The sequence below is a fragment of the Streptomyces sp. NPDC050759 genome, assembly GCF_044456945.1.
Classification (GTDB): Bacteria; Actinomycetota; Actinomycetes; order Streptomycetales; family Streptomycetaceae; genus Streptomyces.
This window is the reverse complement of record NZ_JBITGI010000011.1, coordinates 180549-196564: the sequence shown is the minus strand read 5'-3', so window position 1 is coordinate 196564 and position 16016 is coordinate 180549. Positions and strand designations below refer to the sequence as shown.

At 69.7% G+C, this 16016-nt stretch carries 14 protein-coding genes; 10 read left to right on the top strand and 4 right to left on the bottom strand.

The annotated features are described in order from the left end of the window. Positions 1-19: 19 nt before the first annotated feature. The 4 genes from ACIBJB_RS29835 (at position 20) to mutM (ending at position 2655) form a co-directional block, all read left to right on the top strand. Entirely contained in the window at positions 20-664 is a 645-nt protein-coding gene (locus tag ACIBJB_RS29835; protein WP_398934954.1) for a YceD family protein, read from the top strand. Between the two features lie 2 nt (positions 665-666). Then, complete coding sequence (gene rpmF / locus ACIBJB_RS29830) at positions 667-840, top strand: 50S ribosomal protein L32 (protein ID WP_006139588.1); 174 nt, start codon at positions 667-669, stop codon at positions 838-840. A gap of 19 nt (positions 841-859) precedes the next feature. Further along, positions 860-1687 (top strand): ribonuclease III, encoded by an 828-nt coding sequence (rnc, locus tag ACIBJB_RS29825; protein WP_398935172.1) that lies wholly within the window; start codon positions 860-862, stop codon positions 1685-1687. Between the two features lie 107 nt (positions 1688-1794). After that, on the top strand, positions 1795-2655 hold the full coding sequence (gene mutM / locus ACIBJB_RS29820; protein ID WP_398934952.1) for a bifunctional DNA-formamidopyrimidine glycosylase/DNA-(apurinic or apyrimidinic site) lyase: 861 nt from the start codon (positions 1795-1797) through the stop codon (positions 2653-2655). Here mutM and ACIBJB_RS29815 read toward each other — a convergent pair. Both ACIBJB_RS29815 and ACIBJB_RS29810 read right to left on the bottom strand, forming a co-directional pair. Beyond that, positions 2628-3029 carry a helix-turn-helix domain-containing protein gene (locus ACIBJB_RS29815; protein ID WP_280862381.1) on the bottom strand — a complete coding sequence of 134 codons (402 nt, stop codon included), beginning with the start codon at positions 3027-3029 and terminating at the stop codon, positions 2628-2630. The genes mutM and ACIBJB_RS29815 overlap by 28 nt on opposite strands. A 78-nt stretch (positions 3030-3107) precedes the next feature. Beyond that, a complete protein-coding gene (locus ACIBJB_RS29810; RefSeq protein WP_398934949.1) occupies positions 3108-4187 on the bottom strand; it encodes a CAP domain-containing protein in 1080 nt (359 codons plus the stop codon). A 174-nt stretch (positions 4188-4361) separates the two neighbouring features. Between ACIBJB_RS29810 and ACIBJB_RS29805 the strand changes: the two genes are divergently transcribed. From ACIBJB_RS29805 to ACIBJB_RS29790, 4 genes are all read left to right on the top strand, one after another. Further along, positions 4362-4643 (top strand): acylphosphatase, encoded by a 282-nt coding sequence (locus ACIBJB_RS29805; RefSeq protein WP_057616505.1) that lies wholly within the window; start codon positions 4362-4364, stop codon positions 4641-4643. A 382-nt stretch (positions 4644-5025) separates the two neighbouring features. Continuing rightward, positions 5026-5229, top strand: a complete 204-nt coding sequence (locus ACIBJB_RS29800; protein ID WP_057616507.1) for a hypothetical protein — start codon at positions 5026-5028, stop codon at positions 5227-5229. A 222-nt stretch (positions 5230-5451) separates the two neighbouring features. Beyond that, complete coding sequence (gene smc / locus ACIBJB_RS29795; RefSeq protein ID WP_398934947.1) at positions 5452-9063, top strand: chromosome segregation protein SMC; 3612 nt, start codon at positions 5452-5454, stop codon at positions 9061-9063. Positions 9064-9250: 187 nt separating this feature from the next. Continuing rightward, a complete protein-coding gene (locus ACIBJB_RS29790; protein WP_398934945.1) occupies positions 9251-10669 on the top strand; it encodes a sugar porter family MFS transporter in 1419 nt (472 codons plus the stop codon). 180 nt (positions 10670-10849) lie between these two features. On the opposite strand, the gene ACIBJB_RS29785 is transcribed toward ACIBJB_RS29790, so the two are convergent. Next, positions 10850-11821, bottom strand: a complete 972-nt coding sequence (locus ACIBJB_RS29785; protein WP_398934943.1) for an LLM class flavin-dependent oxidoreductase — start codon at positions 11819-11821, stop codon at positions 10850-10852. A gap of 210 nt (positions 11822-12031) precedes the next feature. Here ACIBJB_RS29785 and ftsY point away from each other — a divergent pair, with 210 nt between their 5' ends. Then, positions 12032-13225, top strand: coding sequence for a signal recognition particle-docking protein FtsY (gene ftsY / locus ACIBJB_RS29780; protein ID WP_398934941.1), 1194 nt, complete (start codon positions 12032-12034; stop codon positions 13223-13225). A gap of 147 nt (positions 13226-13372) precedes the next feature. On the opposite strand, the gene ACIBJB_RS29775 is transcribed toward ftsY, so the two are convergent. Next, the gene (locus tag ACIBJB_RS29775; RefSeq protein WP_398934939.1) at positions 13373-14029 is read right to left on the bottom strand and encodes a bifunctional DNA primase/polymerase; all 657 of its coding nucleotides are present in this window, start codon (positions 14027-14029) and stop codon (positions 13373-13375) included. 434 nt (positions 14030-14463) lie between these two features. Between ACIBJB_RS29775 and ACIBJB_RS29770 the strand changes: the two genes are divergently transcribed. Further along, a complete protein-coding gene (locus tag ACIBJB_RS29770; protein ID WP_398934937.1) occupies positions 14464-15969 on the top strand; it encodes a hypothetical protein in 1506 nt (501 codons plus the stop codon). The last annotated feature ends 47 nt before the right edge of the window (positions 15970-16016 follow it).

Sequence of the window (16016 nt, the reverse complement as noted above, 5' to 3'; positions counted from 1 at the left end):
TCGAAGATCGAAAGCAGGAATGGCCCTGAACGCCCGCCTCGACCACCGCAACCCTCTCGTGTTCGACACACACGAGCTGGGGCGGCGTCCTGGCGCGCTGCAGCGCCTGACCCGTGAGATCGACGCTCCCAAGGACCTGGGTATCCAGGGAGTGATCGGAGTGCCGGAAGGCGCCCCGGTCGAGCTCGAACTCCGCCTCGAGTCGGTCATGGAAGGGGTGCTTGTCACAGGCACCGCCCGTGCACTGGCGAAGGGGGAGTGCGTAAGGTGTCTGGAGCCGCTTGAGCTGGTGCTCGAAGCGGATTTCCAGGAGATGTTCTCGTACCCTGACGCCGACGACCGTGGCCGCGTGAAAGCGGAACCGGCCGACGACGCCGAGGAAGACGAGGACAGGCTCTTCATCGAGGACGGCCTGTTCGACCTCGAACCCGTGCTGCGTGATGCGGTAGTGCTCGCACTGCCGATGCAGCCGGTGTGCCAGGACGACTGTCTGGGCCTGTGCTCCGAGTGCGGGGCGCGGCTCACGGACGACCCGGACCACCACCATGACGCCGTCGACATCCGTTGGGCGGCACTGCAGGGACTCGCCGGTTCACTCGAAGACGGCGAGAAGGACGAGATGAGCGGCGCCGAACCGGGCGTCGACGAGAAGCAGGAGAAGTAGCCGTGGCTGTTCCGAAGCGGAAGATGTCGCGCAGCAACACGCGCCACCGCCGGTCGCAGTGGAAGGCTGCGGTCCCCACCCTGGTTGCGTGCGAGCGCTGCCACGAGCCCAAGCTGCAGCACATCGCGTGCCCTGCTTGTGGCACCTACAACAAGCGCCAGGTCCTCGAGGTCTGAGCGGCTGGTGAGAGGCACTGTGTCCACGCCGAAGAAGAACTCGGGCGACAATCAGGCCTCGTCCCACACGCTGTTGGAAGGGCGGCTCGGGTACAAACTCGAGTCCGCCCTTCTGGTGCGTGCGCTGACCCACCGTTCGTACGCGTACGAGAACGGCGGTCTGCCGACCAACGAGCGGCTGGAGTTCCTCGGGGACTCCGTGCTCGGCCTCGTGGTCACGGACACGCTGTACACCACCCACCCCGACCTGCCCGAAGGCCAACTGGCCAAGTTGCGGGCCGCGGTGGTCAACTCACGCGCACTGGCGGAGGTCGGCCGCGGGCTCGACCTGGGCTCCTTCATCCGGCTCGGCCGTGGTGAAGAGGGCACAGGCGGCCGGGACAAGGCGTCCATCCTCGCCGACACCCTGGAAGCGGTGATCGGCGCTGTCTATCTCGACCAGGGTCTCGAAGCGGCCTCCGAACTGGTGCACCGCCTGTTCGACCCCCTGATCGAGAAGTCCTCCAACCTCGGTGCCGGCCTGGACTGGAAGACCAGTCTCCAGGAGCTCACCGCGACCGAAGGGCTCGGCGTGCCCGAGTACCTGGTCACGGAGACCGGCCCCGACCACGAGAAGACCTTCACTGCTGCCGCCCGCGTCGGAGGCGTCTCGTACGGCACCGGCACCGGCCGCAGCAAGAAGGAGGCGGAGCAGCAGGCCGCGGAGTCCGCCTGGAGGTCCATCCGGGCCGCCGCGGACGAGCGCGCCAAGGCGGTAGCCGAAAAGGCCGTCGAAGCCGTTGAGGCCGTCGACGTCGTCGAAGCCGCCAAGGACGACGACGAAGGTCCGTCGTCCGTCTCCGCCTGACGCCTGGAAGCCCCAGCGCGTCTGGAAGAACAGCGCAGCCGAGCGCCTGCCCCCGAACACCGGGGCGGGCGCTCGGTTCATACACCGGTCCGTGACGGGGGAGCCCCATGCCCGAGTTGCCCGAGGTCGAGGTCGTACGGCGGGGCCTCGCGCGGTGGGTCCCCCACCGTACGGTCGCCGAGGTCGAGGTGCTGCACCCGCGCGCGGTCCGCCGTCACCTCGCCGGTGCCGACGACTTCGCGCACCGCCTCAAGGGCCGCCGCGTCGGCACCCCGAGCCGCCGCGGGAAGTACCTCTGGCTGCCCCTGGAGGACACGGACCAGTCGATCCTGGCCCACCTCGGCATGAGCGGCCAGCTGCTGGTCCAGCCGCATACCGCGCCCGACGAGAAGCACCTCAGGATCCGGGTGAGGTTCGCCGACGAGGTGGACACCGAGCTTCGCTTCGTCGACCAACGGACCTTCGGCGGGCTGTCGTTGCACGACAACACCCCCGACGGCCTGCCCGACGTCATCGCGCACATCGCGCGCGACCCTCTCGACCCGCTCTTCGACGACGACGCCTTCCACCAGGCCCTGCGCCGCAAGCGCAGCACCATCAAACGGGCCCTGCTCGACCAGTCGTTGATCAGTGGAGTCGGCAACATCTACGCGGACGAGGCCCTGTGGCGCTCCCGCATCCACTACGAGCGCCCCACCGCGAACTTCACCCGCCCGCGCACGGCCGAACTCCTGAGCCACGTCCGGGACGTGATGAACGAGGCCCTCGCGGTCGGCGGCACCAGCTTCGACAGCCTGTACGTCAACGTCAACGGGGAGTCCGGGTACTTCGACCGGTCCCTCGACGCGTACGGCCGGGAGGGGCTGCCGTGCAAGCGGTGCGGTACGCCGATGCGCCGGCGGCCCTGGATGAACCGGTCCAGCTACTTCTGCCCGAGGTGTCAGCGGGCGCCGCGCGTCACGTCGTAACGCTCGCGGGCGGCCAGGACGTCGTCCATGCGGCCCTCGACGAAGTGGATGAGGCCCAGCAGCCGCTCGGCGACCTCGCGGCCCAGCGGGGTCAGTTCGTAGTCGACCCGGGGCGGGTTGGTGGGCTGGGCCTCGCGGTGCACCAGGCCGTCGCGCTCCAGCGCCTGGAGCGTCTGGGAGAGCATCTTCTCGCTCACGCCGTCGACCCGGCGGCGCAGCTCGTTGAAGCGCAGCGAGCCCTCGTACAGGGCGCCGAGCGTGAGTCCGCCCCAGCGGCCCGTCACATGCTCCAGCGTGCCGCGTGAGGGGCAGGCCTTGGCGAACACGTCGTACGGGAGGTCACGCGCCTCCAGGGGCTGCTGCGTGGTGTCCATATCACGAGCGTACTGGAAGACAGCACTAACCAACAGATTGCACTAACCGCAAGTTAGCGCAATGCGCTGCGGCGTCCTCTAGTAGCCGAAGTCCTGCGTCCACCAGGGGCCGCCCGAACCGAAGACCACACCCACGCCCAGCGTCTTGAAGTCGCAGTTCAGTATGTTGGCCTTGTGGCCGGGGCTGTTCATCCAGGCCTCCATGACCGCCGCCGGGTCGGACTGGCCCCGGGCTATGTTCTCGCCGCCGAGGCTGGTTATCCCGGCCTGCGCGGCCCGGTCCCACGGCGTGGCGCCGCTCGGGTCGGTGTGGTCGAAGAAGCCCTGCTCGGCCATGGCCTTGCTGAAGGCCGCGGCGAGATCGGCCAGCGCGCTGTTGGCGGCGACCGGGCTGCAGCCGACGTTCGCCCGCTCGGCGTTGACGAGCCTGAGCACCTCGGCCGCCGCGGCGGCCTCGGTCGAAACCTCCACGGGCGCGGCGGTCTCCTTCTTCGCCGGCTCCTTCTCCTTCTGGGAAGGCGGCGTCTTCGGCTTCTTGCTCGGCGGGGCGGCCGGCTTCTTCGTCGGCTTCTCGGTCGGCGTGGGCGTCGAGGTCGAGGGGGACGGCGAGGCGGAGGGCGAGGAGGCGCGGTCGGCATCCCGGCTCGTCGAGCTGCCGTCCTCGCGGCTGTCGGCGCTGCCGGAGGTGCCGCCCTGCTCGGCCGGGGAGTTGGTCGGCGAGCCCGCCGCCTGCACATCGCCGCCGGTGGTGCTGCCGCCGCCGAGCTTGTAGTTGTCCAGGCCGGGCACCACACCGGTGGCGACCGCGGCCGTGCCGATCGCGACGGCCGCAGAGACCCCGAGCAGACCGGTCTTGACCGGCGTCACGAGGTTCCTCTTGCGCCGGCGGTGCGACCCACCGCGCCGGGAACCGTCGGCGGGCGTGTAGCCCTCGCCCCGGTAGAGCGCGTACTCCTCCTCCGACGCGAACAGGTAGGCGTCACTGCGCGCGTAGGGGTCGGGGTCCTCCTGGCCCGGGTAGGTCGCGGCGCCCACCGAGGCGAAGTTGTACGAGTCCTGTGGGCCGTAACCGCTCCCGTAGGAGCTGTGTGTCGCTGTTACCCCCGTGGCGCGGCCCGTGGCGGCGCGGCCGGCGGCGGAGCGTCGGTGGCGTCCCATGTGCTTGCCTTCCTAGTCCTCGTGCGTGAGGTCGACGCGTCCCCCCGGTCAACCAAAGTCACAAAACCCACACCATCGAGTGAGTTTCGTATGAGATTCATTGGCAGCGGACAGTACCGCATGGCGCCTGGGGAGGGAGTGCCCAGAGAGACATTGGCCGGTTAGGTTGCACCCATGAGCGAGGATGTACGACTGGTCGCCTGGGTGCGCGGACGCGTCCAAGGTGTGGGTTTCCGCTGGTTCACGCGGGCCAAGGCCCTGGAGATCGGCGGCCTGAGTGGTTTTGCTCTCAATTTGGACGACGGACGCGTGCAAGTGGTCGCGGAGGGCCCGCGCAAGGGATGCCAGGGACTCCTCGACTGGCTCCTGGGCGACGACACGCCCGGCCGCGTAGACGGTGTCACCGAGATCTGGGACACACCTCGTGGGGGTTACGACGGCTTCGCCATCCGATGAGCCGTTTCTGTAAAACGGCCCAGGCGGAAGCGGAGGGACATGCCACTGGCACCTGCCCCGAGCAGAAAGTCGCTGGTGGTTGCCAAGAAGGCCGTGCCGTGGCAGGCTCCGCAGCTAAGAGTGATCGTCACGTCCCGAAGGCCCCGAGGGAGCCGCAGCGCCGCCGTCTCAGGTCGCGCCGGACCGGGTTGTCCGCCAATACGGGGCGTGATCGTGTTGACCGTCAAACTTTTTGGTGAGACGCTGAAAGCACCCCGCGCACCTTAGCTGTTTGGCATGGATGAACAGCAGCATGAACTCAAAAGTGTCAAGCACCGCGGGTGCGAATCCCTCACGACCCACACCGCTTCGGTCGGTCACTCAGTGTGGAGGACCATCCATCATGGCAAAGGCGCTTCTCGGTTACGTCGGCGGCTCCGACCCTCGACTCCTCGCCGAGATGCGACGGCTCCAGCAGCGCGTACAGGATCTGGAATCCGAGCTCGTACGGATCCAGGCCGAGAACGACGCGCTCGCGGCTGCCGCTTCTCACGAAAGTCTCCTGGAGAGCATCGACGCACACCAGGCGGAGCCTGCGCTCACCTGATCACTGCATCGCTCCACGACAGCTCACGCAGTGGTTGGGCGGCCTGTATCAACCGCTAAGTTGTCAGAGTTTGCAAGGGACGCTTCGGCGTCCCTTCTTTCTTGCCCCCGTGCACCCTTTCACTCTCTTAACGTTTGGTGTGCCCTGCACGTTCAACGGTGAAACCGCGGGCAACAGCGCGTTCATGGAGTGAGACACACCCGGAAGGTAGAGTCCAGCGGCGTGCACCTCAAGGCGCTGACCCTCCGAGGGTTCAAGTCGTTCGCCTCGGCGACCACGCTCCGGTTCGAGCCGGGGATCACATGTGTCGTGGGGCCGAACGGCTCAGGCAAGTCCAACGTCGTGGACGCGCTCAGCTGGGTCATGGGCGAGCAGGGCGCCAAGTCGCTGCGCGGCGGCAAGATGGAGGACGTCATCTTCGCCGGCACCACCGGCCGCCCGCCGCTGGGCCGCGCCGAGGTGTCCCTGACCATCGACAACTCCGACGGCGCCCTGCCCATCGAGTACGCCGAGGTCACCATCACGCGGATCATGTTCCGCAACGGCGGCAGCGAGTACCAGATCAACGGCGACACCTGCCGCCTCCTCGACATCCAGGACCTGCTCTCCGACTCCGGCATCGGCCGCGAGATGCACGTCATCGTCGGCCAGGGCCAGCTCGACTCCGTCCTGCACGCCGATCCGACGGGCCGCCGGGCCTTCATCGAGGAGGCCGCCGGAGTCCTCAAGCACCGCAAGCGCAAGGAGAAGGCCCTCCGCAAGCTCGACGCGATGCAGGCCAACCTCGCGCGCGTGCAGGACCTGACCGACGAGCTCAGGCGCCAGCTCAAGCCGCTCGGCCGTCAGGCCGCGGTCGCCCGCCGGGCCGCCGTCATCCAGGCCGACCTGAGGGACGCCCGCCTCCGGCTGCTCGCCGACGATCTCGTACGACTGCGGCAGGCGCTGCAGACCGAGGTCGCGGACGAGGCCGCGCTGAAGGCACGCAAGGACGCCGCCGAGCAGGAGCTGAAGAAGGCCCTCCAGCGGGAGGCCCTTCTGGAGGACGAGGTCCGACAGCTCACCCCCCGGCTGCAGCGGGCCCAGCAGACCTGGTACGAGCTCTCCCAGCTCGCCGAGCGGGTGCGCGGCACGGTCTCGCTGGCCGACGCGCGCGTGAAGAGCGCGACCTCGGCGCCGCCCGAGGAACGGCGGGGCCGTGACCCCGAGGACATGGAACGCGAGGCCGCCCGCATCCGCGAGCAGGAGGCCGAGCTGGAGGCTGCCCTGGAGGCGGCCGAGCACGCCTTGGAGGACACGGTCGCGCACCGCGCCCAGCTGGAGCGGGAGCTCCTCCAGGAGGAACGGCGACTGAAGGACGTCGCCCGGGCCATCGCCGACCGCCGCGAGGGCCTCGCCCGGCTGGGCGGCCAGGTCAACGCGGCCCGTTCCCGCGCGGCCTCCGCGCAGGCCGAGATCGACCGCCTCGCCGCCGCCCGGGACGAGTCCCAGGACCGTGCGGTCGCCGCGCAGGAGGAGTACGAGGCACTGAAGGCCGAGGTGGACGGCCTGGACGCGGGCGACGCGGAACTGGCGGAGCGGCACGAGGCGGCGAAGCGGCAGCTGGCGGAGGCGGAGGCCGCACTGACGGCTGCCCGCGAGGCGGTCACGGCGGCGGAACGCAAGCGCGCGGCGACGCAGGCCCGGCACGAGGCGCTGGCCATGGGACTGCGGAGAAAGGACGGAACGGGAGCGCTGCTGGGCGCGAAGGATCGTCTCACCGGACTCCTGGGCCCGGCGGCCGAGCTCCTGACGGTGACCCCGGGCCATGAGGTCGCGCTGGCGGCAGCGTTCGGCGCGGCGGCGGACGCCCTGGCGGTGACCTCGCCTTCGGCCGCGGCCGACGCGATCAGGCTGCTGCGGAAGCAGGACGCGGGACGAGCGTCACTCCTCTTGGCAGGGGCCCCCGAAGACGCGCCCTTCAGGGGCGCGGGGCTGCATCAATCCGCGGCTCCGCCGCGGGGCGCGACCAGCCACACCGCACCCGCGGACGCCGCACTACAACACGCGGCAGACCTGGTCCGCGGCCCGTCCGATCTCATGGCGGCCGTTCGCCGCCTGCTCCACGGCATCGTCGTCGTCGGCACCCTCGAAGACGCCGAGGACCTCGTCTACGCCCATCCCCACCTGACCGCCGTCACCGCCGAAGGCGACCTCCTCGGCGCCCACTTCGCGCACGGCGGCTCCGCGGGCGCCCCCAGCCTCCTCGAAGTACAGGCGTCCGTCGACCAGGCCGCCGCCGAACTCGAAGAGCTGGCCGTGCAGTGCGAGGAACTCAGCGAGGCCCAGCACGCGGCGGTGGCACACCGCAAGGAGTGCACGGCCCGAGTGGAGGAGCTGGGAGAGCGCCGCCGCGCCGCGGACCGGGAGAAGTCGGCCGTCGCCCAGCAGCTCGGCCGCCTCGCCGGCCAGGCGAAAGGTGCCGCCGGCGAGGCGGAGCGGTCCACCGCGGCCGCCGCGCGAGCGCAGGACGCCCTGGAGAAGGCGCTCGAAGAGGTCGAGGAACTCGCCGAACGGCTCGCCGTCGCCGAGGAGATGCCGGTGGAGGAGGAGCCCGACACGTCGGTACGGGACCGTCTCGCCGCCGACGGCGCCAACGCCCGCCAGACCGAGATGGAGGCCCGCCTTCAGGTCCGTACGCATGAGGAGCGGGTCAAGGGGCTCGCCGGACGGGCCGACGCCCTCGACCGTGCCGCCCGTGCGGAGCGAGACGCACGCGCGCGTGCCGAACAGCGGCGCGCCCGGCTGCGGCACGAGGCCGCCGTGGCCGACGCTGTCGCCTCCGGTGCGCGGCAGTTGCTCGCGCACGTCGAGGTGTCCCTCGCGCGCGCGGACGAGGAGCGGACCGCCGCCGACGCCGCCAAGGCGCTCAGGGAACGGGAGTTGACCGCCGCGCGGAACACCGGCCGGGATCTCAAGTCCGAGCTCGACAAGCTGACCGACTCCGTCCACCGCGGTGAGGTGCTCGGCGCCGAGAAGCGGATGCGGATCGAGCAGCTGGAGACCAAGGCGCTGGAAGAACTGGGTGTCGAACCGGCGGGGCTCATCGACGAGTACGGCCCCCACCAGCCGGTACCGCCCTCCCCGCCCGCCGAGGGCGAGGAACTGCCCGACGATCCGGAGCATCCGCGCAACCAGCCGAAGCAGTTCCACCGGGCCGAGCAGGAGAAGCGGCTCAAGGCGGCCGAGCGGGCCTATCAGCAGCTCGGCAAGGTCAACCCGCTCGCCCTGGAGGAGTTCGCGGCGCTGGAGGAGCGGCACAAGTTCCTCAGTGAGCAGTTGGAGGACCTGAAGAAGACCCGCACCGACCTGCTTCAAGTGGTGAAGGAGGTCGATGAACGCGTCGAGCAGGTATTCACCGAGGCCTACCGGGACACGGCCAGGGAGTTCGAGGGTGTTTTCAGCCGGCTCTTCCCGGGCGGCGAGGGGCGGCTCATCCTGACCGATCCCGACAACATGCTCACCACCGGCGTGGATGTCGAGGCCCGTCCGCCGGGCAAGAAGGTCAAGCGGCTGTCGTTGCTCTCCGGTGGCGAGCGCTCGCTCACCGCTGTGGCGTTGCTGGTGTCGATCTTCAAGGCCCGGCCCAGCCCGTTCTACGTCATGGACGAGGTCGAGGCCGCCCTCGACGACACCAACCTGCAGCGGCTGATCCGCATCATGCAGGAGCTGCAGGAAGCCTCACAGCTCATCGTGATCACGCACCAGAAGCGGACCATGGAGGTCGCCGACGCGCTGTACGGCGTCTCCATGCAGGGCGACGGGGTGTCCAAGGTGATTTCACAGCGGCTCCGCTAGCCCTTCATCAATACTTCAAGTCTTGAACACGTCTTGGTCATCCATGCCTCTTTTCTCACACTGGACGCCCTCTTGACTTCGAAACTTGAAGGCATAGGGTCGGCAATGTTGTTTTTACCTTCAGGTACCACCTATCTGGAAGGGTCGCCCCCAGCCGGCAGCGTTGCCGGTGGCCCGAGGAGTACACGTGACCAGCACAGAGCAGGCGTCCAAGTCAGGAGCCCAGGCGGCTCATCCCGATCATCTCGGGCACGTCATCTTCATCGCGGCGGCGGCCGCGATGGGCGGTTTCCTCTTCGGTTACGACAGCTCCGTGATCAACGGCGCCGTCGAGGCCATCCGGGGCCGTTACGACATCGGTTCCGCGGCCCTGGCGCAGGTCATCGCCATCGCCCTGATCGGCTGTGCGATCGGCGCGGCGACCGCGGGACGTATCGCGGACCGCATCGGCCGTATCCGGTGCATGCAGATCTCGGCCGTCCTCTTCACGATCAGCGCCGTCGGCTCGGCACTGCCCTTCGCGCTGTACGACCTGGCGTTCTGGCGGATCGTCGGCGGCTTCGCCATCGGTATGGCCTCCGTCATCGGCCCCGCCTATATCGCCGAGGTCGCCCCGCCGGCCTACCGCGGCCGCCTCGGGTCCTTCCAGCAGGCCGCGATCGTCATCGGCATCGCCGTCTCGCAGCTGGTCAACTGGGGCCTGCTGAACGCGGCCGGCGGTGACCAGCGCGGCAAGCTGATGGGTCTCGAGGCCTGGCAGGTCATGCTCGGCGTCATGGTGATCCCGGCCGTCCTCTACGGCCTGCTCTCCTTCGCCATCCCCGAGTCCCCGCGCTTCTTGATCTCCGTCGGCAAGCACGAGCGTGCCCGGGAGATCCTCGCGGAGGTCGAGGGCGACAAGATCGACCTCGACGCGCGCGTGACCGAGATCGAGAACGCCATGAAGAGCGAGCACAAGTCGACCTTCAAGGACCTCCTCGGCGGGAGCTTCTTCTTCAAGCCGATCGTCTGGGTCGGCATCGGCCTGTCGGTCTTCCAGCAGTTCGTCGGCATCAACGTCGCGTTCTACTACTCCTCGACGCTGTGGCAGTCGGTCGGCGTCGACCCGACGGACTCGTTCCTCTACTCCTTCACGACGTCGATCATCAACATCGTCGGCACCGTGATCGCGATGATCTTCGTGGACCGTGTCGGCCGCCGGCCGCTCGCCCTGATCGGTTCGGCCGGCATGGTGATCGGTCTCGCACTGGAGGCCTGGGCGTTCTCCTTCGACCTGGTCGACGGCAAGCTGCCGGCCGTGCAGGGCTGGACCGCGCTGATCGCCGCGCACGTCTTCGTCCTCTTCTTCGCCCTGTCCTGGGGTGTGGTCGTCTGGGTCTTCCTCGGCGAGATGTTCCCGAACCGGATCCGCGCCGCCGCCCTCGGTGTGGCCGCGTCCGCGCAGTGGATCGCCAACTGGGCCATCACCGCGAGCTTCCCGTCGCTGGCCGACTGGAACCTCTCCGCGACCTACGTGATCTACACGGTCTTCGCCGCGCTCTCCATCCCGTTCGTCCTCAAGTACGTCAAGGAGACGAAGGGCAAGGCGCTGGAGGAGATGGGCTGACGGCCCGCGAACCCGCTGACGGCCCCCGCGAACCCGGGGAGAAGGGCCAACACCCCGCTGCCCTTCTCCCCGAACCCTCCGCCGCCCCCGGTCCGGCAACCGCCTGGACCGGGGGCGGCGGTGTTGTCTCCTCGACCGTCCGTGGCCGCTGCGTGCCGTGGGCGACCTCGTCCAGGCGGCTCAGCCGTTCAGCGCCGGAAGCACCCGTTCCGCGAACAACCGGAGACTGCGCCACCCCTCCTCCACCGGCATCCCGCCCGCCAGCGGATGCAGGACGAGATTGTCGAGCCCCTGCTCCACGCACTCGTCCGGTGTGAGGATCCGGTACACGCCCTCCGCGCGCAGCTCATCCACGCTCGCAGCCGCCGACCGTACCGCCGAGCGGATGTCACCGGACTGCCAGGAGGCGTAGGTCCGGGCCTCGTGGAGGAAGTGCTCTCCGTGACGCGCCCACGCCTCGTCCGGGTTCTCGGCGATGTGCAGCAACGGTGTCTCGGCCGTCGGCATCATGGTCCAGCCCTCGGTGCCGTACTCGACGAGCCGCTCCTTGTAGTACGCCTCCAGTTCCGGGAGGTGGGCGCTGGGGAAGAACGGCAGGCCCAGACGGGCGGCCCGGCGAGCCGCGGCCTTGGAGGAGCCGCCGACCAGGAGGAGGGGGTGCGGGTCGGTGAAGGGGCGCGGGGTGATCCGTACCGTACGACCCCGGTATGCGAACTCCTCGCCGGTCCAGGCCTTCAGCAGGGTCTCCAGCAGCTCGTCCTGCAGGCGGCCCCGCCGGCTCCACTCCACGTCGAACAGGGCGTACTCCTCGGGCCGGTACCCGATCCCGGCGACCGTCACCAGGCGTCCGCCGCTCAGCAGATCCAGTACGGCGATCTCCTCGGCCAGGCGGAGCGGGTCGTGCAGGGGGCCGATCACGGCGGAGACGGTGACCGCGATCCTCCGCGTCGCGCCGAACACCGCGCCCGCGAAGGCGAACGGCGACGGCAGCCAGTTGTTGTCGACGCCGTGGTGCTCCTCGGTCTGCACGGTGGTGATCCCGTGCTCGTCGGCGTACGCGGCCATGTCCAGGGCGGCGCGGTAGCGGGCGCTGAGGGAGGCGGGCGTCGCGCCGGGCTCGACGAGGTTGAAACGGACGACCGTGACGGGCATGGGGGTCCCCCTTCACCGGGCGGAGTGGTGCGGGGACGGTAGCTGACGAGGCGTCAGATTGCTATGGAGGTGGCACGTGTGGGTCGTAGAGGGCACGGCGTGGCGCGTCGTTGCGTATTAGTCACACTAAAAGCCATTTTGTGGCTGTTTTCCCCGTGTGAAAACACAAGCTGGGTTCGGCCGTGACCCATGGCCGATACTGGGTGCGTTATGGAAACCGTCATCCTTGCTGTAGTCATCGCCGTGGTCGTGCTCGGTGTGCTCGGCGGGCTCGTCGTCGGCAGCCGGCGCAAGAAGCCGCTGCCCCCGCCACCCCCCGCCGCGCCCGACATCACCGCCCCTCCGGCCGAGCCGCACGTCGGCGACGAGGCCGAGACCCCGCGCGACGAACCGCGCCGGACCATAGAGGAGGTCGACCTCCCGGACGGCTCGGCGCCGCCCGTCGTAGAAGAGCTCCCCCCGCCCGCGATCGAAGTCCCGGAGCCCACCGCCGGCCGCCTGGTCCGTCTGCGCTCCCGGCTCTCCCGCTCGCAGAACGCCCTCGGCAAGGGGCTGCTCACGCTCCTGTCGCGCGAGCACCTCGACGACGACACCTGGGAGGAGATCGAGGACATCCTCCTCACCGCCGACGTCGGCGTGGCCCCCACCCAGGAGCTGGTCGACGGGCTGCGCGAGCGGGTGAAGGTGCTGGGCACCCGGACCCCCGACGAGCTGCGTGGGCTGCTGCGCCAGGAGCTGCTCAAGCTGGTCGGCACCGAGGTCGACCGCACGGTGAGGACCGAGCCCGAGGAGCGCAAGCCGGGCATCGTGATGGTCGTCGGCGTCAACGGCACCGGCAAGACCACCACCACCGGCAAGCTCGCGCGCGTGCTCGTGGCGGACGGACGGAGCGTGGTCCTGGGCGCCGCGGACACCTTCCGGGCCGCCGCCGCCGACCAGCTCCAGACCTGGGGCGAGCGGGTGGGCGCCTACACCGTGCGCGGACCCGAGGGCGGCGACCCCGCCTCCGTCGCCTTCGACGCGGTGAAGGAGGGCAAGGAGATGGGGGTCGACGTGGTCCTCATCGACACCGCGGGGCGGCTGCACACCAAGACCGGCCTCATGGACGAGCTCGGCAAGGTCAAGCGGGTCGTCGAGAAGCACGCCCCGCTCGACGAGGTGCTGCTGGTCCTGGACGCCACCACCGGGCAGAACGGCCTGGTGCAGGCCCGCGTCTTCGCCGAGGTCGTCGACATCACCGGCATCGTCCTGACCAAGCTGGACGGCACGGCCAAGGGCGGCATCGTGGTCGCGGTCCAGCGCGAACTGGGCGTGCCGGTCAAGCTGATCGGCCTCGGAGAGGGCGCCGACGACCTGGCGCCGTTCGAGCCGGAAGCGTTCGTGGACGCGCTGATCGGCGACTGATACGTCGTACAGGCGGCGAATGAAAGCCGTACAGCGGCGCGAGTGAGAAGCCGTACACGCGGCGAGTGAGAAGCCGTAGATCGCGAAGAGGCGCCCGCCCCCGAGGTGCAGTGGGGAGCGGGCGCTTCGCTGTGTGCGGCGTACGTCCTATGCCTGTGACCGGTGTGCCACGTACGCCAGTGTCCCCAGCAGCAGGCGGGCCGCCGGCGGCTTCGTCGCGGTGTCCAAGGAAGGCGGCCGGAGCCACTGCACCGGCCCCAGGCCGCCCCGGTCCGACGGCGGAGCCGTGATGTGGCTGCCGGGGCCCAGGCCGCGCAGGTCGAGGGAGGCGGCGTCGTCCCAGCCCATGCGGTAGAGGAGTTCGCTCAGATCGGACGCGGCGCCGGGGGCGACGAAGAACTGGGCGCGGCCCTCGGGGGTCGCGGTCACCGGGCCGAGGGGCAGGCCCATGCGCTCCAGGCGGACCAGGGCGCGGCGCCCGGCCGGCTCGGCGACCTCGATGACGTCGAAGGCACGGCCGACGGGCAGCATCACTGAGGCGCCGGGGAACTCGGACCACGCCTTGGTCACGTCGTCGAGCGTGGCTCCGGACGGGACCGGTGGTGCGAAGTCGAGGGGGTGGGCGCCGGGGTGAGGGCAGTCCGCGCGGCCGCAGGAGCAGGCGCCGGCCGAAGCGCGCGCTCCCGGGACGACGTCCCAGCCCCAGAGTCCGGTGAACTCGGCGACGGTGGTGCACTCCGAGGAGCGGCCGCGCCTGCGGGTACCGGAACGGATCTCCCGAATGCCGCCGATCGTGAAGCCCATGCCCCCTCCAACGGGTCCAGCGCGCCGGTGGTTACGCGACGGACGCGTCCAGTCACTCTCCGTTGCTTCTTCCGGGCGATATCGGCGCTCGGAGGTGCCCCGGGTGGTGCGCTGGGTCATGTGCGCCCCTGAGTGCACCGCTCCGCCTACCCCTGCTCGGTCTATGTCAAGTGAATCGCGCGGAGGCGACCGTAGGTTCATTCGAAGGGGTGGCGAATGGTGGCGTTTCCGGGATCGCCATGGCTGGACGCGTGATCGTAGGATTACTTTGAGTGCACGAGTCCTGGGGGCACATGCGCTTGTGGGTATGCCGGAGGCAAGTCGGCTCCTCGTTCGAAGGCTGACAACTGCCGGACGAACGGCCGTATTTACCGGCATTCTGATAAGGCTTGGCGCACTCGGCGACAAGTGGTCTCAGGGATGGGGGCGTTCCAGTGGGCGGCAACAGCGGAAGCGGGACGGGCGCCGGGAGCGCCGCGCAGAGCTCCTCCCAGGCCGACAAACGCCCCAACGAGCTGCTCACCTCCTGGTTCGTGCGCAGCGGCTGGTCGAAGGGCGAGCTCGCCCGCCAGGTCAACCGCAGGGCCCGCCAGCTGGGGGCCAACCACATCTCCACCGACACCTCGCGGGTGCGCCGCTGGCTGGACGGCGAGAACCCCCGCGAACCCATCCCCAGGATCCTGTCCGAGCTGTTCTCCGAGCGGTTCGGATGCGTCGTCTCCGTCGAGGACCTCGGACTGCGCGCCGCCCGCCAGTCACCGTCCGCGACCGGGGTCGACCTGCCCTGGACGGGCCCGCAGACCGTGGCCCTGCTCAGCGAGTTCTCGCGCAGCGACCTCATGCTGGCGCGGCGCGGCTTCCTCGGGACTTCGCTGGTCCTGTCCGCGGGCCCGTCCCTCATCGAGCCCATGCAGCGCTGGCTGGTCCCCGGCCCCGCCGCCCCCGCGCACCGGGAACCCGACCCCGCCTCGTCCCGTCGCGTCGGCCGTCTCTCCAGGCCCGAGCTCGACCTCCTCGAGTCGACGACCGAGATGTTCCGCCAGTGGGACGCCCAGTGCGGCGGCGGCCTGCGCCGCAAGGCGGTCGTCGGCCAGCTGCACGAGGTGACGGACCTCCTCCAGGAGCCCCAGCCCGAGACCACCACCCGCAAGCTGTTCAAGGTCGCCGCCGAACTGGCGGAACTCGCGGGCTGGATGTCGTACGACGTGGGGCTGCAGCCCACCGCGCAGAAGTACTTCGTCCTCGCCCTGCACGCGGCCAAGGAGGCCGGCGACAAGCCGCTCGGCTCCTACGTCCTGTCCAGCATGAGCCGTCAGATGATCCACCTCGGGCGGCCCGAGGACGCCCTGGAGCTGATCCACCTCGCGCAGTACGGCAGCCGGGACTGTGCGAGCCCGCGCACCCAGTCGATGCTGTATGCGATGGAGGCCCGCGCCTACGCCAACATGGGGCAGCCCGGCAAGTGCAAGAGGGCGGTCCGGATGGCCGAGGACATCTTCGCCGACGCCGACGAGTGGGACGAGCCGGACCCCGACTGGATCCGGTTCTTCTCCGAGGCCGAGCTGTACGGCGAGAACTCCCACTCCTACCGGGACCTGGCCTACGTGGCCGGTCGCAGCCCGACCTACGCCTCCCTGGCCGAGCCCCTCATGCAGCGGGCGGTGGAGCTCTTCTCCAAGGACGACGAGCACCAGCGGTCGTACGCACTCAATCTCGTCGGCATGGCCACGGTGCATCTGCTCCGGCGCGAGCCCGAGCAGAGCACCGCACTGGTGGAACAGGCCATGCACATCGCCAAGAAGGTCCGCTCCGAGCGCGTCAACACTCGTATCCGAAAGACGGTCGACACGGCTGTACGCGATTTCGGTGATCTCGCCGAGGTCGTGGAACTCACCGACAAGCTCGCCGTGGAACTTCCGGAGACCGCGGAAGCCGTCTGAATCCCCGGAACCCCGGCCGCGGCCGGCCCTCCCGAACTGCCCGACTC

Coding starts and splice junctions, on each gene's coding strand:
- ACIBJB_RS29835 (WP_398934954.1), top strand. CDS start 20: ATGGCCCTGAACGCCCGCCTCGACCACCGCAACCCTCTCGTGTTCGAC.
- mutM (WP_398934952.1), top strand. CDS start 1,795: ATGCCCGAGTTGCCCGAGGTCGAGGTCGTACGGCGGGGCCTCGCGCGG.
- ACIBJB_RS29815 (WP_280862381.1), bottom strand. CDS start 3,029: ATGGACACCACGCAGCAGCCCCTGGAGGCGCGTGACCTCCCGTACGAC.
- ACIBJB_RS29810 (WP_398934949.1), bottom strand. CDS start 4,187: ATGGGACGCCACCGACGCTCCGCCGCCGGCCGCGCCGCCACGGGCCGC.
- ACIBJB_RS29805 (WP_057616505.1), top strand. CDS start 4,362: ATGAGCGAGGATGTACGACTGGTCGCCTGGGTGCGCGGACGCGTCCAA.
- ACIBJB_RS29800 (WP_057616507.1), top strand. CDS start 5,026: ATGGCAAAGGCGCTTCTCGGTTACGTCGGCGGCTCCGACCCTCGACTC.
- ACIBJB_RS29785 (WP_398934943.1), bottom strand. CDS start 11,821: ATGCCCGTCACGGTCGTCCGTTTCAACCTCGTCGAGCCCGGCGCGACG.
- ftsY (WP_398934941.1), top strand. CDS start 12,032: ATGGAAACCGTCATCCTTGCTGTAGTCATCGCCGTGGTCGTGCTCGGT.
- ACIBJB_RS29775 (WP_398934939.1), bottom strand. CDS start 14,029: ATGGGCTTCACGATCGGCGGCATTCGGGAGATCCGTTCCGGTACCCGC.